This window comes from Pseudomonas putida (assembly GCF_028682475.1).
GTDB lineage: Bacteria > Pseudomonadota > Gammaproteobacteria > Pseudomonadales > Pseudomonadaceae > Aquipseudomonas > Aquipseudomonas putida_AG.
In genome coordinates this window covers 232,196-248,491 of the sequence record NZ_JANHLE010000001.1, presented here as the reverse complement: position 1 = coordinate 248,491, position 16,296 = coordinate 232,196, and the positions used below count along the sequence as shown (strand labels likewise).

The 16,296-nt window shown below is 60.0% G+C and carries 20 protein-coding genes and 1 tRNA gene; 4 read left to right on the top strand and 17 right to left on the bottom strand.

Going from position 1 to position 16,296, the window contains the following annotated elements; all coding sequences use genetic code 11:
* The first annotated feature begins 133 nt into the window (after positions 1–133).
* Both NPS47_RS01260 and NPS47_RS01255 read left to right on the top strand, forming a co-directional pair.
* Positions 134–2,227: a TonB-dependent siderophore receptor gene (locus tag NPS47_RS01260; protein WP_274293317.1), complete on the top strand. Its 2,094-nt coding sequence runs from the start codon at positions 134–136 to the stop codon at positions 2,225–2,227.
* A 47-nt stretch (positions 2,228–2,274) separates the two neighbouring features.
* On the top strand, positions 2,275–3,102 hold the full coding sequence (locus NPS47_RS01255) for a class I SAM-dependent methyltransferase (RefSeq protein ID WP_274293316.1): 828 nt from the start codon (positions 2,275–2,277) through the stop codon (positions 3,100–3,102).
* 2 nt (positions 3,103–3,104) lie between these two features.
* On the opposite strand, the gene NPS47_RS01250 is transcribed toward NPS47_RS01255, so the two are convergent.
* Both NPS47_RS01250 and alkB read right to left on the bottom strand, forming a co-directional pair.
* Positions 3,105–5,069, bottom strand: a complete 1,965-nt coding sequence (locus NPS47_RS01250; RefSeq protein ID WP_274293315.1) for a DNA topoisomerase III — start codon at positions 5,067–5,069, stop codon at positions 3,105–3,107.
* 131 nt (positions 5,070–5,200) lie between these two features.
* Positions 5,201–5,857, bottom strand: a complete 657-nt coding sequence (gene alkB / locus NPS47_RS01245; RefSeq protein ID WP_274293314.1) for a DNA oxidative demethylase AlkB — start codon at positions 5,855–5,857, stop codon at positions 5,201–5,203.
* Between the two features lie 307 nt (positions 5,858–6,164).
* Between alkB and NPS47_RS01240 the strand changes: the two genes are divergently transcribed.
* Positions 6,165–6,238: transfer RNA gene (locus NPS47_RS01240), tRNA-Cys, on the top strand.
* 99 nt (positions 6,239–6,337) lie between these two features.
* On the opposite strand, the gene NPS47_RS01235 is transcribed toward NPS47_RS01240, so the two are convergent.
* The 12 genes from NPS47_RS01235 to NPS47_RS01180 all read right to left on the bottom strand — a co-directional run bounded on the left by NPS47_RS01235 (position 6,338) and on the right by NPS47_RS01180 (position 13,168).
* Positions 6,338–7,402, bottom strand: coding sequence for an integrase (locus NPS47_RS01235; protein WP_274293313.1), 1,065 nt, complete (start codon positions 7,400–7,402; stop codon positions 6,338–6,340).
* Between the two features lie 3 nt (positions 7,403–7,405).
* Positions 7,406–7,642, bottom strand: coding sequence for a DUF4224 domain-containing protein (locus tag NPS47_RS01230; RefSeq protein WP_274293312.1), 237 nt, complete (start codon positions 7,640–7,642; stop codon positions 7,406–7,408).
* Positions 7,643–7,684: 42 nt separating this feature from the next.
* Entirely contained in the window at positions 7,685–8,191 is a 507-nt protein-coding gene (locus NPS47_RS01225) for a DNA N-6-adenine-methyltransferase (protein WP_274293311.1), read from the bottom strand.
* Positions 8,192–8,246: 55 nt separating this feature from the next.
* Positions 8,247–8,495, bottom strand: a complete 249-nt coding sequence (locus NPS47_RS01220) for a hypothetical protein (RefSeq protein ID WP_274293310.1) — start codon at positions 8,493–8,495, stop codon at positions 8,247–8,249.
* Positions 8,496–8,553: 58 nt separating this feature from the next.
* Entirely contained in the window at positions 8,554–8,940 is a 387-nt protein-coding gene (locus NPS47_RS01215) for a phage protein NinX family protein (RefSeq protein WP_274293309.1), read from the bottom strand.
* Positions 8,937–9,272: a hypothetical protein gene (locus NPS47_RS01210; protein WP_274293308.1), complete on the bottom strand. Its 336-nt coding sequence runs from the start codon at positions 9,270–9,272 to the stop codon at positions 8,937–8,939. Before NPS47_RS01210 ends, NPS47_RS01215 begins: the two co-directional genes overlap by 4 nt.
* Positions 9,269–9,532 carry a hypothetical protein gene (locus NPS47_RS01205; RefSeq protein WP_274293307.1) on the bottom strand — a complete coding sequence of 88 codons (264 nt, stop codon included), beginning with the start codon at positions 9,530–9,532 and terminating at the stop codon, positions 9,269–9,271. The genes NPS47_RS01210 and NPS47_RS01205 overlap by 4 nt, the downstream gene beginning before the upstream one ends.
* Positions 9,529–9,855: a hypothetical protein gene (locus tag NPS47_RS01200; protein WP_274293306.1), complete on the bottom strand. Its 327-nt coding sequence runs from the start codon at positions 9,853–9,855 to the stop codon at positions 9,529–9,531. Before NPS47_RS01200 ends, NPS47_RS01205 begins: the two co-directional genes overlap by 4 nt.
* Before the next feature lie 71 nt (positions 9,856–9,926).
* Positions 9,927–10,469 (bottom strand): hypothetical protein, encoded by a 543-nt coding sequence (locus NPS47_RS01195; RefSeq protein WP_274293305.1) that lies wholly within the window; start codon positions 10,467–10,469, stop codon positions 9,927–9,929.
* Positions 10,470–10,826: 357 nt separating this feature from the next.
* Positions 10,827–11,750 carry a DNA cytosine methyltransferase gene (locus NPS47_RS01190; RefSeq protein ID WP_274293304.1) on the bottom strand — a complete coding sequence of 308 codons (924 nt, stop codon included), beginning with the start codon at positions 11,748–11,750 and terminating at the stop codon, positions 10,827–10,829.
* Positions 11,751–12,305: 555 nt separating this feature from the next.
* Positions 12,306–12,803: a hypothetical protein gene (locus NPS47_RS01185; RefSeq protein ID WP_337993410.1), complete on the bottom strand. Its 498-nt coding sequence runs from the start codon at positions 12,801–12,803 to the stop codon at positions 12,306–12,308.
* 14 nt (positions 12,804–12,817) lie between these two features.
* Complete coding sequence (locus tag NPS47_RS01180; protein ID WP_274293303.1) at positions 12,818–13,168, bottom strand: hypothetical protein; 351 nt, start codon at positions 13,166–13,168, stop codon at positions 12,818–12,820.
* Between the two features lie 107 nt (positions 13,169–13,275).
* On the opposite strand from NPS47_RS01180, the gene NPS47_RS01175 reads away from it, so the two are divergent.
* Positions 13,276–14,109: a DUF2971 domain-containing protein gene (locus NPS47_RS01175; protein WP_274293302.1), complete on the top strand. Its 834-nt coding sequence runs from the start codon at positions 13,276–13,278 to the stop codon at positions 14,107–14,109.
* A gap of 318 nt (positions 14,110–14,427) precedes the next feature.
* On the opposite strand, the gene NPS47_RS01170 is transcribed toward NPS47_RS01175, so the two are convergent.
* Genes NPS47_RS01170 through NPS47_RS01160 form a run of 3 tightly spaced genes read right to left on the bottom strand, consistent with a single transcriptional unit; the run spans position 14,428 to position 16,295 of the window.
* Positions 14,428–14,904, bottom strand: coding sequence for a single-stranded DNA-binding protein (locus NPS47_RS01170; protein ID WP_274293301.1), 477 nt, complete (start codon positions 14,902–14,904; stop codon positions 14,428–14,430).
* 13 nt (positions 14,905–14,917) lie between these two features.
* Positions 14,918–15,535 (bottom strand): lambda exonuclease family protein, encoded by a 618-nt coding sequence (locus NPS47_RS01165; protein WP_274293300.1) that lies wholly within the window; start codon positions 15,533–15,535, stop codon positions 14,918–14,920.
* Position 15,536: 1 nt separating this feature from the next.
* On the bottom strand, positions 15,537–16,295 hold the full coding sequence (locus tag NPS47_RS01160) for an ERF family protein (protein WP_274293299.1): 759 nt from the start codon (positions 16,293–16,295) through the stop codon (positions 15,537–15,539).
* Between the last annotated feature and the right edge of the window lies 1 nt (position 16,296).

Genomic DNA, 16,296 nt, shown 5'->3' with positions numbered 1-16,296 from the left:
ATTGCGGGGCAGGCCCGCTCCCACAAGGCTGAATCGCCCTTGTGGGAGCGGGCTTGCCCCGCGATAAGGATGCTAACTATTTTGAAATGGTTCTATTTATTGTTATGTTATTACATAACAATAAGGAGCCCCCATGAACTACCCTCTAGGAAAGTTATCCCTCGGCCTGTCTGCCTCATTGCTGACGCTACCCGCTGCAGCTGCCGAGCCCGTATTGCTCGATACTCTGACCGTCAGCGAGCGCCGTTTCGAAGAGTCCGCCACAGGTCCGGTGCAAGGCTATCGCGCCAATCGCTCTAGCACCGCGACCAAGACCGACACCGATATCCGCGACACCCCCCAGAGCATCGCCGTGGTGCCGAGCCAGGTGCTCGAAGACCTCAACAGTACCCGTATCGACCGCGCCCTGGATTTCGCTGGCGGGGTGAGTCGGCAGAACAACTTCGGGGGCCTGACCTTCCTCAATTACAGCGTGCGCGGCTTCATCACCGGCGAGCTGTACAAGAATGGCTTTGCCGTCAACCGCGGCAGCTACAGTGCTCCAGACACCTCGAACATCGAACGCATCGAGGTGCTCAAGGGGCCGGCGGCCAGCCTGTACGGACGGGGTGATCCGGGTGGCCTGGTGAACATCGTCACCAAGCGTCCCCAGGCCGAGGCCTTCACCCAGTTCAAGGCCAGCGCTGGCAGCTGGGACCGCTATCGCAGCAGCCTGGATGTGAATACGCCACTGAGCGAAGACGGCCATGTGCTGGCCCGGGTCAATATGGCGGTGGAGGACAACGGCAGTTTTCGCGACTATGTGGGCAGCGAACGGCGTATCGTCAGTCCATCACTGAGCTGGCAGTTGAGCCCGGACACGCTGTTGTCGATCGACAGCGAGTTCTCGCGCACCGAGTCGGTGTTCGATCGTGGGGTCCCGGCGGTGAACAACGAACTGGGCCCGGTCAGTCGCTCGACGTTCTTTGGCGAACCGAATGACGGGCGCATCCGCAACGATAATCAGACCCTGGACCTGACCCTGGAGCACTATCTGAACAACAGCTGGAAGCTGCGCCTGGCCAATCACTACACCCAGGGGTGGCTCAAGGGCAACAGCTCCGAGCCCCAGCGTCTGGTCGGCACCACCCTCAGCCGTTTCTACCGCGAGCGGAATTTCGAGTGGAACGACAACATTACCCAGGCTGAACTGCATGGCCAGTTCGACTTCTTCGGTTGGCAGCATCAGAGCCTGATCGGCCTGGAGTACGAGCACTACCGCAACAGCCAGAAATACCCGCAGAGCGCCACTTCACTGGCGTATGGCCTGGATATCTACAAACCTGTGTATGGCAAGCCAAAGCCAGCACTGCTCAGGCCCAATGACTTTTTTGAACGCACGCAGAGCTATGCACTCAACCTGCAAGACCAGATCAGCTTCACCGAGCGCCTGCGTGGCCTGATCGGGGTGCGCCTGGAGCATATCGAGCAGGCTGCCCAGAACCGCACCAGCCAGGTCAGCAACACGCAGGAAAAGGATGTGGCCACGCCGCGCGTCGGGCTGCTGTATCAGCTCATGCCTGAAGTCGGCGTATTTGCCAACGCCTCGACCTCGTTCAAGCCCAACAGCATCGGCACCCAGGGTCAGGTGTACAAACCGGAGAAGGGTCTGGGCTATGAAACCGGGTTCAAGTTCGATCTGTTCGACAGCCGCGTGGGCGCGACGCTGGCGTTGTTCCGGATCGACAAGGAAAACGTCATCACCACTGATGCCTTCGGCGACACCCTGGCTGCCGGCAAGGCCCGCAGCCAGGGTGTCGACGTGCAGTTCAGTGGTCAGCTGAGCGATGCCGTGCGCCTGATCGGTGCCTATGCCTACATCGATGCCGAGGTGACCAAGGGTGATGCCAGTCTGCCCGAGGGTAGCGATCTGCTCGGCATACCCCGGCACAGCGGTAGCCTGATGGCGGTGTATGAGTTTCAGCAGGGCTTGTTGCAGGGCTCGGATATCGGCGCGGCAGCCAACTATGTCGGTGATCGTTCCGGTCAGGCCGGTAGCCGTTTTCGCCTGCCGGGCTACAGCACACTCGACCTGCTGGCTCACTATCAGGTCAGCGAGCACGCCACTGTCGGCCTGAACCTCAACAACCTGTTCGATCGCAAGTACTACGAGCGCGGCTACAACGCTGTGTGGAACCTGCCGGGCGAACCGCGCAATCTGATGGTCAGTTTGAGCCTGGCGCTTTGAGCGGGCTATAGTCGAGCGCTCTGGTGTTTGCCAAAGGAAGGCTGATGATGAACGACTCGCTGGAACTGAACCGCCGCAGCTGGGATGAACGGGCGTCACTGCATGCGGCGTCTGTCGACTATGAGGTGGACCGGTTTATTGCCGATCCGCAGCATCTGTCCGAGGTGGTGCGTTTCGATCTGCCTCGTCTGGGCGACATCCGCGGCTTGCGCGCCGTGCATCTGCAGTGCCATATCGGCACCGACACCCTGTCACTGGCACGGCTGGGGGCGCAGATGAGCGGGCTGGACTTTTCCTCGCAGTCGCTGGCCCAGGCCCGAGCCCTGGCGCAACGCTGTGACACGTCAATCGACTACGTTGAGTCGGATGTCTATGCCGCTGACCAGGTACTGACACCCGGTAGCTTCGATCTGGTTTACACCGGTATCGGCGCTTTGATCTGGTTACCGAACATCGATCGTTGGGCGCGTACGGTAGCCGCGTTGCTCAAGCCGGGAGGTCGCTTGTTCTTGCGCGAGGGGCATCCGATGCTGTTGGCGGTGAACGAAGATCATCAGGATCGGCTGGTGATCGAGTATCCCTATTTTGAACGCGAAGCCCCGACGGTCTGGGACAGTGACCAGACCTATGTCGAGACGGACACCGCGCTCAGCCATACCGTTACCCATGAATGGAATCATGGGTTGGGCGAAGTCGTCAGTGCCTTGTTGCGCCATGGTATGCAGATCACCGCGCTGGTGGAGCACGACAGCATTCCCTGGGAGGCGTTGCCGGGGCAGATGAGCAAGAACTCGCAAGGTGAGTGGTCGCTGGACAAGGACCGTTGGCGGTTGCCGTTGAGCTACACCTTGCAGGCGAAGAAGCAGGCTCTATAGCTTTATCGCGGGGCGGTGGGGGCGGGCTTGCTCCGCGATGCTGCTCGCACTCGCTTACCCGAACCCGAACCCGAACCCGAACCCGCATTACTCTTGCGCTTCTTCTTCCACGGTGCACGCGGCACCGCCGGGCCGCTGATGGTCAGGCTCAACCCCGCACAGCGTTCCACCTGCTTGCTCATCCAGGCCGACTGTTTGGCGACAAAGTCTTCCAGGCTCATCTCACCACTCTGGACCATGTCCAGCGCCTGCTCCCAGATTGCCGTGGTGCCCGGATCGGCAATGGCCCGGGGCACGGCGTCAATCAGGCTGAAGGCCGCCGGCGTGGCACTCAGCGCCTTGCCCTGCTTGACCAGGTAACCGCGATCCAGCAGGCCCTGGATGATTCCGGCGCGGGTGGCTTCAGTGCCGATGCCGGTGGTGTCCTTGAGTTTCTGTTTCAGGCGTGGGTCGTCGACCAGTTTGGCGACGTTTTTCATGGCCTTGATCAGGTCGCCTTCCGTGAAGGGTTTGGGCGGTTGGGTCCACAGGTCCTTGAGATTGACCTCGACCACGGCGCAGTCCTGACCTTGCTGCAAGGCCGGCAGCACTTGTGCGACCGGGGCCTCACGACCTTTGGCCGGGGTCAGGGCTTCGGGCAGGGCGCGGCGCCAGCCTGGTTCGACAATTTGTTTACCCACCGCGCGCAAGGCCTGGCCGGCGCAGTCGAAGTCGGCCTGGGTGCGGTCGTATTCGTGGTTGGGCAGGAACTGCGCCAGGTAGCGGGCGCGAATCAGGGTGTAGACCGCCTTGTATTTGGGGGGCAAACGCGAAGGATCACTGGCCGCTGCGGTGGGGATGATACCGTGGTGTGCACTGACCTTGGCATCGTTCCAGGCCCGTGAGCGGCGTTGGGCCTGAAGATGCGCCTGCAGTGGTGCAAGGCTGGCATCGGCACGCAACAGCGCGGCAAGGATGGCCGCAGCCTCGGCGTGCTGACTCAACGGCAGGTAACCGCAGTCGCTGCGCGGGTAAGTGATCAGCTTGTGGGTTTCATACAGCGCTTGGGCGATGTCGAGGGTTTCCTGGGCACCGAGGCCGAGTTTTTTCGAGCACAGTTCCTGCAGGGTGCCAAGGTCGAAGGGCAGGGGCGCAGCTTCACGTACCCGCTCGGTGGCCACCTTGACCACCCGTGCGCTGGCGGCATTGCTGATAGCCGCGGCGGCCTGCTGGGCCAGGGCTTGATTTAGGCAGCGGCCCTGATCGTCGCAGCTGTCTTCGGCGGCGCGCCATTGTGCGCTGAATCGGGTCCCGGCACTGTCGAGCAAAACATCGATGGCCCAGAACGCCACCGGCACGAAGTCGGCGATGCTGCGGTCGCGATCCACGACCAGGCGCAGGGTAGGGGTTTGTACCCGACCTACCGGCAGCACACCCTGATAGCCGGACCGGCGTCCGAGCAGGGTGAACAGGCGGCTCATGTTCATGCCGATCAGCCAGTCGGCACGCGAGCGGCCCAGCGCCGAATGGTACAGGCTGAACGTTTCATTGCCGGGTTTGAGCGCGGCCAGGGCCTTGCGGATCGAGGCATCGTCCAGGGCCGACAGCCACAGGCGGCGGATCGGTCCGCGATAGCGGCAGTGCTCGACCAGCTCACGGGCGATCATCTCGCCCTCGCGGTCGGCGTCGGTGGCGATCACCAGTTCCCGGGCTTCGCCCAGCAGTCGTTTGACCGCCTTGAACTGACTGGCGGTTTTCGGTTTGACCAGCATCTTCCACTGGCTCGGGATGATCGGCAGGTCAGTCAGTACCCAGCGTTTGTAACGGGCGTCGTAGCTGTCGGGCGGGGCGGTTTCGAGCAGGTGGCCGATGCACCAGGTGACGGTGACGTCAGTGCCCACCCAGCAGCCATCGCCGCGGCGGTTGGCGCCGAGGACCTTGGCGATGTCCTTGGCCTGGGAGGGCTTTTCGCAGAGAAACAGACGCATGCCGGCTGGGTGTCATTCTATGGCTGGAGTGAGGCATAGCATGCGCAGGATCGACCGGGCTGGCAAGTTTTATCTGTATGCATATACAGTCAATGTGTTGCTAGCGGGCACCCGACTTTCGCGGCGGGCCGTCATCCAGCCTTGCGCAAGGTCAGGTTGATCCGCAGATTGCCCAGCAGCGGATGTGCCCCCGGTTTGAGTGGCAGTATCCCGTGGTAGCGCAGGCGGTCCTCGCCACCCCAGACCAGCACGTCAGCATGGCGCAGGCCAATGCGCTGGGTGGGTTCTTTGCGGGTGTGGCCGCCGAACAGAAACACCGCAGGCAGCCCCAGCGACACCGACACGATCGGCTGGGTGAAGTCACGTTCGTCGCGGTCCTGGTGCAGGCTCAAGCGATTGCCTGGGCGATAACAGTTGACCAGACAGGCATCGGCTTGAAAGTCGTTGAACCCGGCCAAGGCGGCTGCGCGGTTGGCCAGTTCCAGCAGCACCTCGGGCAGTACTGGCCAGGGCTGATTACTCAGGGGATCGACCGGACTGTAGCGGTAGCCTTGGCGATCACTCACCCAGCCCAGCGCCCCGCAATTGGTCAGCCCCACAGCCATCTTCAACCCACCGGGTGTGGTCATATGGCGAAACGGCGCTTGGGCGACAACCTCACGCAGTACCGGCAGCAACGCCTGAACCTGGGGCAGGGCAAAGCCTGGCAGTAGCACCGCTTGTTTGCCGACCCATTGCGGGTGCAGTGGGTCTTGAGGATTGAACAGGTCCAGTTCGGTTTGCATCATCGACGGTAGATTACGCAGCGGGCAGGGAGCATGTTCAGTATGATAAGGCGCTTTTGCGGGCATGCGTCACCCGAACCCTGCGTTCGAACCCGGGTTTTACAGGCGCTTGGCGCTCCTTGCAGAAAAAAATAAACTTTTTGAATTCAAGGGGTTGCCAGCTCAATCGAATGAGTCCATAATTGCGTCCATCGAAAACGAGGCGGCTGAAAAGCCTAGCGTTTTCAAGGGGATAGCGGTTGTATTGAGTTGTTTCCTTAAAGAGTTGTATATGTTGGAGATCGCTTATTCAAGGATCTCGGGCATTTGAGGCCGAGTAGCAAAGTGGTTATGCTCCGGATTGCAAATCCGTCTACGCCGGTTCGATTCCGACCTCGGCCTCCATTACTGAAAACCCCGCAGATTAACGTCTGCGGGGTTTTTCTTTGCGAGCTCGAAAAGCAATGTGTTCCGCAACTTTAAGCATGTGTTCCGCAACCCTCCCTATTTCGTAGGGCTTACGACCTCGCCGATTCGGCGGTAAACGCGCTTCGTGATTTCCTCTTTCGAGTGCCCTAGAAGGCGGCTAGCCTGGCCGACATCCTCGATCTCTGAAGCTGCCTTTGGCCGGATGTCTTTGAACAGAAACTTCCTTACTTTTACCGCGAGATCTTGATTTCCATCGACATCGAGCTTTCTGGCGGCTTTGTCCCTTGCCTCGCTGAAACGGTTCCTGAGCATCTCCCAGCTCATCCTCAGACCAGAATCGTTTGTGATAAGTCTTGAGTTCTTTATGCCGTTCGCCGCTCTTCGATCCAGCAGCGCATTAATAAAGAGGCCGAGACCAGTAGTCACGCCATCCACATGCCTGCGAATCCGCAGGCGCTTGTCCGTCTTATTCTGGTCCACCCAGAGGAAGTCGTCGTCAAGATCCACAGTGCTGACCTTCAAAGTGTCGGCGGGGCGCTGTCCGGCGAGATAGGCCAGGTCCATCGCATCCCTCAGCCCTTGGTCTGCTTCGGCATAGACTGCATCCCACACTTCGTCAGCGGCATAAAAATCGCGAACCTTTTCCTTGTTGCGCCGAACGTTGAGGCACGGATTGCGCTCGGCAAAGCCCCATTCGCATGCGATTGTGAAGACGTGGGATAAAAGGGCTATTTCCCGATTTGCCCGGGTCTTTGCTGTCCGCGCATCTCGGTACTGGGCGATGACGGGAGGTGTGATCGATTCGATCGGAGCCTCATCAAACGCCTTGCGTAGCCTATCCAGTTCGTACTTGTTGTCCTTTTGCGTTCTTGGCGCCTTTGTGGGGATGATGTTCGTTTCGTAGCGGTCGAAGAGTTCACGCATCAATCTCATAACTTTCGGCATTGCCTTCTGTTCCAGGCGCGCCCACTCAAGCTTGGCTTCCGCCAGGTCCTGCCCCAGCGGGATTTCGATCCTCTTGCCTTCGGCGTCTCTACCGCAGTAGTAGTACGCAACCCAAATCTTTCCGTTCTTCCTCTTCCTAGACCGCCGAAGCAATCGCTCCGGCAGATCTCGGTTTTCCTTCTTTCTACTGCGCATTCGCTATCCCACGCGTGATAGGTCAAGTGTCCAGGTTTCGGCAACTGCGTTGGTCGCCGAGGGCTTGATGCCTGCCAGTTTCAGGCGGGCATACACGCGGCCCACGATAGGGCGCCTCGCTCTGTTGAGGGTGTATTGCCAGCCATTGTTTGCCAGCCAGCTAATCTGCTTCGACGGAATCTGGTAGCCAGTGATCGCAACGATTTCGTCCTCGACCAGGGTCTCACTTTGTAATTCCATGATTGTCTCCACGCCGCGCATGGCGGCAGAGGTGGGGAGGGGTTAGGCGGCAAGTCTCGGAACTAAAACACCGAGATCCGATAGCTGCTGCAGGGCGATCGCGCATTCATCACCGAGCGCGAACATCGCGCTTCCGGCGCCTGATCGACCTTTCTTGTGGCTGTTCTCGTGCCCTGGGATAAAGGCTATTCGGCCTTTGATGAGCAGAGTCGCTGATGCGCTGGACATGGCTTCCTGAAACCACTCTGCATCGGTCCGGCTGAATACCAGCGCAATGCCATTCCCGTGGGCGATCAGTCGGCGCATCCAGAAACCGGTGTCTGGGCCGTACGGCGGGTTCATCCACACCCGGCCAGCCCAATCTTTCGAGAGCCCGTCATCGAAGATGGTGTATTTCCGCTTCGCTGGTACCGGTGTCACGTAGTCGTGGGGGCTTGAAGGATCAAGATCGAACTCAACGCCCAGGCGCTCAAAGATCCAGGCTGGGGTGTACCACTCGACGCTCTTGTGCTTTGGCTGCTCCGGTCGAGCGCCAATCATTCCAGACATGCGCAGGTCTCCATTCCCGCCTACCGGCAGGCTTGAGTTGTTGTAGGGGGAGGGGTTACTTGATGCTGCTTTGCTGAGCTGCGAACTGCTCTTTGGTGCTGGAGCAGGCTCCACCTTGGCAGCCGTGCTCATGGCAGTCGGTGCGGTTACAGATAGAGCGGTAGCCGGTTCCGCCGCAGGTACTGCAGTTGCTGCCGGTGTGTGCGTGGCATGGGTAGATCTCGCCCCAGCGCCCCCATTTCTGCGCGCCCAGCGGGAGCATGCCGGTACCGGCGTCCGGTACTGCATCGTTGCCGACGCTCATGGCCTCGGCCCCTTCCAGATCATCCAGGCCATGTAGAGCGAGGCGACGATGGGTAGGATCATGGCAGCAGCTCCTTCGGTACCTGGACGGTGTTGCCTATGACCTTACTTATGACGGCTCTGCAGATCGCTACGAGCGGGCTCGGACCTATCAGCCAGTCGGTTGGCTCATTCGGCCTGCTGGGGTAGGCGGTCCAGCCGCCCAGTGCCGGGCCGTCGCCGATTTGGTGTTTCGTCTTCAGGGGACCGCCGAGCGCCCAGTTCTCGTGAGGGTTGTACCGCTCGCAGCGCTCAGTTACTTCGCCACGGTATTGGACGAACACTCTGGCCGGCGCGCCGTATTGCGGACCCGCCACGCGCACATCCAGCCCTTCAGCCTTGGCGACCGCCCAGGCCAACTGCTCGCCGGCCAGATCGGCTGTCTTCACTTCGATCAGGTCGGTCATGGCATGGCTTCTCCGCGCTGGGCGGCGACGCTAACGATCGCGGTGCGCGCGGCCTTTCGGCGATCGCCTTGGCTGTGCTCGCTGTCTACCCAAATCATGGTGTCGTCAGCCCAGACAGCTTCGGATTCGCCTGAGCCTTCCACATGGATCTGGATGCCGAGGTCAATCGCCAGGCGGAACGCGTCGCCATCATTGATGTTTGGGTTCCAGTGCGCCCTGGTGCCCGATTTGCCTTTTATGCGCAGCGGCCACTTCGGATCGTCGCAGGTGCACGGCTCAACCTCGACGCCGGCGGCCTTGGCCGCTAGCAGGAGTTCTTCGACTTCGGTCACAGCGAATACCTCTCTTCATGCCAGCGCACTGGCGCCATTGCTGGGGTAGGGGTGTCTTGTTCGTGCGGGGAGAGCTGGCGCTCATTGCCGGCCTGGAGCTGGCTGTCGGGGATGCAGCTGATGCCACCCGGCGCGCTGAGCCCGTAGAGCCAGCAGGTGGCGCCGCGCTCGTCGTCGTGGAAGACGAAAACCCCGCGAGGCAATGGATCTGCGCTGGCACCGTTGGCCAGCAGCAGGAGGCAGAGGGCGAGGCGGGTCATGGCTGCTCCCCGCGGCGAGCCCACCAGCACACGGGGCCGTCGTCGGTGTCATGGATGGCCAGGCAGAACCAGTCGCCACCGCTGGGCCGTTCAGGCTCCCAGTAACTGCAATCCGGGTCATGACTTTCGAAGTACCGGTTAGCAATCGCCTCGTCAGCATATTCCAGGCTGACCATGCAGACCTGCAGGCCCTGCTCGGCAATCCAGGCCTTGCACTTGTCGCCATCACCCTCGTCGAAGTCGGGAAGGTCCGGATGCTGGAACATCCCATTTTCGTCGCGCACGACCGGCGCTCGCTGGATCAACTTGATTTCTTCAGGCATGACGATTCCTTGGCCGCCATATAGCGGCTATTCAATAGAGGGGAGACGGGTGGAGTACAAATGTACTCTTGTCAGGGTTTGCGCTTGGTGGCGGCGATGGCCTTGGCGTACTCGGGGAAGTCAGCCAGCATCCTGTCGACGCTGTCACAGTCGCCGCCCAAGGCCGTTATACGGGCGTGGCCTGCTTGGACTGCCATTCGATACCCGCAAGTCATCGCCCGCAGCAACTCGCGCAACTCCTCCACTTCATCATCGCGCGCAGCAAACGCCTTGGCACCCTGGTCGGCCATGTCACCGGCGCTGAAACCATCGTAGGTTGGTGGGTGGCGGTAGACCGGCTCCCAGGAATCGCCATTGCCAATTGTGTCGCCGGGCACGTTGCTGATGACGGTCTCGCGGTCGTAGTCAGGCTCGCCGTTGCGCATGTGCACCCAGGCTACCACCTCGCCCTGGTGCGGGGTGGCTGGAGCATCAAGCAGGCTTTGCCAGAACTCGGCGTGAGGGGACGGGCATGGATGGGCTTGATACTGCAGCAGCTTGACCAGGCGTTCTATTTCATCGCGCGGCACGCTGACCATCTGTTCGGTGTTGCTGGATCGGTTTTCTGTGGGCATGGGGATTCCTCGTGGGCGGCTATAATTCACGATTCATGGGGAGGTTATTGCTATGGCTACTTACGTGGTGACTGCAGCTAGATATGACGAGGACTTGAAGCTGGTTGCGCTTCAGGGTCAAGAAACGCACGGATCTCCGGCTGCCTTGCCAGAATTATCCGAAGAGATTCACGAGTTCACTGTTCGAGAGGTTCTTGGATTAATAGGGAGCGGAAATAGCTTTCACCTGTTTTTTCCATCTGGAGGTCTCGCCGGTTCAATAGTCCCTAATGGCAACGGACTTATCGAGGATCCGTGCATAGAAGGCAGGCGTATTTCCGATCTCCCTCATTTCTGAATTGGGGCGAACACTGGTAGTCACGCAGCTTTCAGCAGTGCTTCGATCACCCGTCGTCCTGCCAACGGAGGTACCGCGTTGCCAGCCATGTGCATGGTGAGCCGGTGGCTATCCGGGCGCAGGGTATCGGCCGGGAACGACATCGCCGCCAAGGCCTCGCTGGCGCTGAGCATCCGCATGTGGTCACCGTCGACCAAGGCCCAGCGGTCTAGGGTGGTGATAGTGCCGATCGGGCGGTTGATGTCACGGCCGGTGGTACCGGAGCCTTTGCCGTAGTAGGGCATGATGAACCGGTCGCCGAAGCGTTCACGGCCGTTGCGTACCCGATCAAGCGTGGCTTGTGCCCGGCGCGGCTTCTCGATCGGCGACCATTTGCCTGCGTCGAAGTCGAGGAAGCTGGCGGCTGACACATGCTGGCGCCGGTGTAGCTCGAGCATCAACGGCGCCTTGCTGCGGGTCAGCACCAAGAACAGTCGCACCCGGTTTTGCGGCACGCCAAGATCGGCGCAATCAACGATGTGCGGCGCCGCCTGATACCCAAGCGCCTGTACCGCCTGCAACCAGGCCGGGTAGAGCACCCAGTCGGTGAACTCCGGCACGTTCTCAATCACTGCGGCCTGCGGCCGATGAAACTCCAGCGCCGATACCGGCGCCCAGGCCGTGGAGCGTGAAGCATCATGCTCAGGGTTGCCTGACTTCTTGCCGCGGGCCTTGGCGTGGCCCTGACAGCAGGGCGAGGCGAGCAGGATGTCGTGCGCCGGTACCTGCTCCCAGCGCGCTTGGTGCAGGTCCTGGCAGACGTGCTGCGTTTCCGGGTGGTTGGCGCTGTGCCATTCAACGGCTACTGGCCAGTGGTTTGCCGCCCAGAGTACCTGGACGCCTGCGGCGCGCGCGCCGGTGCTCCATCCGCCAAGGCCGGCGAACAGGTCAATTGCTGTAGGCATGAGAGATCCTTCATGGTCGACGTTGGCGAGTCGATCCGCTCGCGATTTATAGGCGTGCGTTACGCATCTCCAAGAGGGAAAGTCCCCAAGGCCAATGGAGATGCCGATGGCAAGACTGATTGCCTGGCTGAAACTGATCATCTTGATGATCGAAGTGATGGACCGATCCATCCAGCTCTACCAACTCCTCAACCCTTAACTAGCAAGGAGGACGGAAGACGAAGGTGATAACGGGCTCTCTTCGAAGAGTGAGGGCCCATTCCTCGCCGGGGTGGCGTTATCGTTGAATAGGGGTGATATGCTTCGCCGCTTACCAAACAGGGAGAGTGGTAATGGGGTTGCGGGAAAGGCACAAAACGTTTCAGGAGTGGTTCACGCCGAAGCGGAGGCGGCGAGCAGGAGGAACGCTGATCGGTATCTGGGCGGTAGGCCTGGTCGTTTATCCCAGTACGTACTGGGGGCTGCTGTTCGTGCCTGGTGTAATGTGGTTCTTGAGCGCTTGGCCGCCCGAACTTCACGACAAGCGTTGAGGTGCTGGCGGGGAGCGCGGGAGGGTCAGGCGGCTAAGCGATTTTTCCAGGCCAGCGCATCGGCTTTACGCTTGCTCAGCGCGGCCTTGTAGCTGGCCTTGGCCAGTGCTGCCGTCACGCACCATTCGCCCTCGATGTCGCGGTCGTAGGACCAGTCGTAGCCGGAGCGAGTGCGGTACATGCGGTACTGCCGCTGGCCTTCGTGCTGGCGTTGCTCGCGGTGTGGCCGGTTGATCCCAAGAAACTCATGGAAATCGCAGGCCCACTCCTCGTCGTAGTACCGGTCATAGTTGGTGCGGCGCGGCGGTTTGGGCAGCTGATCGGCCATTTCGCCATACTCAATGCCGTCGACGGGGTGGTACCGACCCGGCTGGCGTTTCACGCTCTCGTCGAGGACGATGCCGATGTAGTGGCCGAAGTCGGCGGCGATGATGCCTGGCTTGCCGTAGGCGATCACCCGGCGGCCGATGCATGCCGGGACCTTGTAGTACTGCTGCACGTATTCGCAGGGGGTGCCGATCATGGCTTTCTCCTTGGTCAGGCGGTGACGCGCTCGCCGATGACGGCAGTGTTATAGGTGACCTCGTAGTTCAGGGTCAGCTCGAAGCGGCCGCCGCATACGTCGCAGGTCATTTTCTGGTCTTTGTGGTCTTCTGACTCTAGGTGGATTGCAGTCGCGCAATGGGGGCACTTGCACTCGTCCTGGTACTCGAAGTCCGAATCGCAATACTCCGCCTCGGCAAACTTGGCCAGGGCCTCAGCCTTGGCTGCTGCATCAACCTTTGCCTGACAAGGCTTGCAAGTGAACCCTTCCGGGTGCCACCAGGGGGTATCGGTCAACTCTGAGCGGTGGGTGCCGCAGGACTGGCAAACATCTGGCTTGCTCATGGCTTTCTCCATGCATGCGCCGCCCTCCGTGGCCGGATGCGGCATGGTGGAAATTTGGATTGGGATGGGTTACTAATTACGTGGTTTTTACAAGCCGGGGATCGCCAGTGCCAAAGTATATTTATCGCTACAAATACCTGTCTGACGGAAAAGGTGTCCGCTCCGTTATATCAGAGAGGAAGATTCGATTTACTCATCCTCAGAACTTCAATGACCCTTTCGATTGCGCTCCATTCTGTGAGGCTAGATTTGGAAGAAAGTTAGAAGATATTCATTCTAAAGTTCGAGAAGTTTTGCAGCTAGACGGGTTGCCTCCTGATGAGGTCGCTGCTCGCATAGAGAGCGCGGAGGAGTCAATGGCCGAAAGCTTCACAAGCGGAAGATTTCTGAAGGAGCTGCTTAATGGGGCGGCGGTCCTGTCGCTGTCGAAAATTCCAGATAGCATTTTAATGTGGTCCCATTATGGGAGGAATCATACAGGCGCGATCGTAGAGTTTAAAATAGACATAAGCAACAAGGCATTCGAAGTTGAGAGTTCGCATGATGATTTGATATGTCTCGACGTTACTTATAGCAAAGAAAGGCCAGTTATCACATTCGACGGCAGTCCGTCTAGGTCACTAGATGTGCTTGATAATCTACTTCTGACAAAGGCAGGAGAGTGGGCATACGAGCAGGAGAGTCGTGTGGTAAAAAGTACGGGAGGTGCGGGAGACTTTAATTTCAAAACGGAGCTATTGAGTTCGATTATCTTGGGTGCTAGAAATGAAAGTGCGACAGAGCTCAGAGGCTTGGCTGAGCAAGCTGGGAAAGACCTGGATCGAGTAATTCCTGTCTATCAAGCCGAGCTTTGTAAGCGGAACTATGTAATTGAAATTCCTGGCTTTCACTACCGAATCGATGCTGGCCGAATTCAGTCCGCTAACCCTGGCTGCAAGTGATGCTCGTACCGGCTGAGCCGCGTGCGGTGATGCGTTTTAATTTTTGCTCCCGTGTTTTTGTCATCGCCATACGGCACCCCCTTCAATCCGCTAGGCGGCAAGTGAACGTGCAACTGCCGACGGCGTTGCTGCACTCGGTTGTTGATGCGCCTCATGGGTGGCAAACCTCGATAGGTTGGCGCTTGGAGCCCGCGGTTGGCATGACGACAAGCAGGCGCTTGTTGCCGCGGTACACGCCCCAGGGCTTACCTGTTGAGAGCGCCATGGCCGCCGCATACTTCACAGCGGGCACTGGCTGAGAGATTGTGGCGATCATAGTTACACACCGGCCAGGTGGTGCATCGGCGCGAACGGAATATCATCATCAAAGCTGTCTGGCGGGGCGGCCTGCTGTCTCTGCTGCGGTGTCTGCTGACGACCCTGTTGTTGCTGTGGGGCGCGCTGCTGCTGTTGTTGATTGCCTTGCGTCTGCTGTGGCGGACTGCCGGCGAACTTGATGATGATCACACGGCCGGTGAGCTTAACGCCCTGGGAGTGGTCGGCCTTGGTGTAGGTCTCGACGTGAGCGTCATCGATGGTGAAGTGTAGCTGCTGCCCCTTGACCAGGAAGGGCGCCATGGCCTCAGCCTGCTTGCCCCAGAGCGTGGCATCGACCCACTGGGTTGGGCGCTTGCCGTCCTGGCCTTTGCGGCCGTATTCGCAAGCAATTGCGAGGTTGCAGACTGCGTCGCCGTTGGGTGTATAGCGAAGCTCAGCATCGCGGCCAATGCGGCCGATATCGGTAAGAGTAGGCATCGTGATTCCTTGGTTAAGCGGCCAGGCCGAGCACCTTGTTCATGCGCTCGTCGAGGATTTCGTAGAAGGTTTTCACCCGCTCGGTGAGCTTGCGGATCATGGCTTCGTCGCGGTACACGCGCTTGACGAAGAGCGGCATGCCCGGCCAGTAGCTGATGAAGTCCAGCCACTCGCGCTCGGATACCCACAGGCCGCCCTGGCACTGGGCGACGTGCTCCTTGGGCACTTCGCCGTTCAAGATGACGCTGACCTGGAACTTGGGGAGCTTCGTCTTGATCTCGATCAGGCCCTTTTCCCCGATCAGCGAATCGGGTGAGTAGCCGATACCGTGGTTGAGGATGATGCCAACTTGTTGCGCCTGCACGTCCTCCCTATCGCAGTAAAGACCAAGCGCCACACCTTCTTTCTCGTGTCCGCGCTCGGTGTGCCGATTTCCGGAGAAGGGGTCGGCGGCCTCTTCGGTGATTCGCTCCCCGATCAATTGGTCCATGTAGGTGAAGGCAGCGACCCCGAAGCCAGATTCGCCCTTGCCAGCGACCAGCAGGCAGTCGAGTTCGGAGCAGGTGATGATGCCCAGGCGAAGGGCGAGCCATTCCGGGGTTCCCTGCTCGACGTCAGTGATGATCTGCATCTTAGGCCTCCTGTGGTGCCGACTCGTGCTGCTTGACTGATTTGCTGAGCATGCCCAGCACCTGGTCGAACGCGGCTTTCTCAACCGCCGAAGGCGTGCCGTGGATGCTGGCGAAAGCCTTCTTGGCCTTGTCGCTGCAGCGCTCCAGCAGCATGGCCAGCTGGGTGGCTTGAACCGAGGTGACGCGCGGGGTAACCACAGCGCCATTGCCGTCGTCGTCCTCACCGGTGGTGGTGAAGTTGAGCAGGGCACCGGCGGTGTAGCGCTTCCCGTAGCTCACGCTGGAGGCCACGGCCTGTACACCGTTCTTGCTGCCGGTGGTGTCGGCCGGCAGGACGAGAGAGGTTGTCTCGCGGTGGCCGGCACGGTGACTCAGAACTCCTTCCACCTCGATGCCGCGCTCGTTGCGTGGCGTGCGGAAGGAGAGAGCAAAGCCGTGGCGGGCCAGCACCGGTTTGATCATTTCGTTGATATCCTCCCAGAGCGCATAGGTGCTCTGGATGCGGCCACTTTTATCCTTGATGCCGCCACGTTCGCCGATCACCGGAAGCTCTTCCTGCATGGCGGCCAAGGCCTCGTCGAACTGCTGCTTGGCCTGCAGGGCCTGGATGTTCTGGTGCATGACCATCAGGCGCTCCATCTTGTCGATGTCGGCGCTCGGGGATATGGCAACCTGCTGGATAATCTGCAGAACGGTGACCGACTCGGCGGCAACGGCCGGGGGCTGGGAAAGGGTTTCAACCCTGGCTACTTGGCTCATG

Coding starts and splice junctions, on each gene's coding strand:
- NPS47_RS01220 (WP_274293310.1), bottom strand. CDS start 8,495: ATGAGCGTCGGCAACGATGCAGTACCGGACGCCGGTACCGGCATGCTC.
- NPS47_RS01160 (WP_274293299.1), bottom strand. CDS start 16,295: ATGAGCCAAGTAGCCAGGGTTGAAACCCTTTCCCAGCCCCCGGCCGTT.
- NPS47_RS01235 (WP_274293313.1), bottom strand. CDS start 7,402: ATGCGCAGTAGAAAGAAGGAAAACCGAGATCTGCCGGAGCGATTGCTT.
- NPS47_RS01170 (WP_274293301.1), bottom strand. CDS start 14,904: ATGCCTACTCTTACCGATATCGGCCGCATTGGCCGCGATGCTGAGCTT.
- NPS47_RS01225 (WP_274293311.1), bottom strand. CDS start 8,191: ATGTCTGGAATGATTGGCGCTCGACCGGAGCAGCCAAAGCACAAGAGC.
- NPS47_RS01180 (WP_274293303.1), bottom strand. CDS start 13,168: ATGAGCAAGCCAGATGTTTGCCAGTCCTGCGGCACCCACCGCTCAGAG.
- NPS47_RS01250 (WP_274293315.1), bottom strand. CDS start 5,069: ATGCGTCTGTTTCTCTGCGAAAAGCCCTCCCAGGCCAAGGACATCGCC.
- NPS47_RS01260 (WP_274293317.1), top strand. CDS start 134: ATGAACTACCCTCTAGGAAAGTTATCCCTCGGCCTGTCTGCCTCATTG.
- NPS47_RS01185 (WP_337993410.1), bottom strand. CDS start 12,803: ATGATCGGCACCCCCTGCGAATACGTGCAGCAGTACTACAAGGTCCCG.
- NPS47_RS01215 (WP_274293309.1), bottom strand. CDS start 8,940: ATGACCGACCTGATCGAAGTGAAGACAGCCGATCTGGCCGGCGAGCAG.
- NPS47_RS01195 (WP_274293305.1), bottom strand. CDS start 10,469: ATGCCCACAGAAAACCGATCCAGCAACACCGAACAGATGGTCAGCGTG.
- NPS47_RS01230 (WP_274293312.1), bottom strand. CDS start 7,642: ATGGAATTACAAAGTGAGACCCTGGTCGAGGACGAAATCGTTGCGATC.
- NPS47_RS01205 (WP_274293307.1), bottom strand. CDS start 9,532: ATGACCCGCCTCGCCCTCTGCCTCCTGCTGCTGGCCAACGGTGCCAGC.
- NPS47_RS01190 (WP_274293304.1), bottom strand. CDS start 11,750: ATGCCTACAGCAATTGACCTGTTCGCCGGCCTTGGCGGATGGAGCACC.
- NPS47_RS01165 (WP_274293300.1), bottom strand. CDS start 15,535: ATGCAGATCATCACTGACGTCGAGCAGGGAACCCCGGAATGGCTCGCC.
- NPS47_RS01200 (WP_274293306.1), bottom strand. CDS start 9,855: ATGCCTGAAGAAATCAAGTTGATCCAGCGAGCGCCGGTCGTGCGCGAC.
- NPS47_RS01255 (WP_274293316.1), top strand. CDS start 2,275: ATGAACGACTCGCTGGAACTGAACCGCCGCAGCTGGGATGAACGGGCG.
- alkB (WP_274293314.1), bottom strand. CDS start 5,857: ATGATGCAAACCGAACTGGACCTGTTCAATCCTCAAGACCCACTGCAC.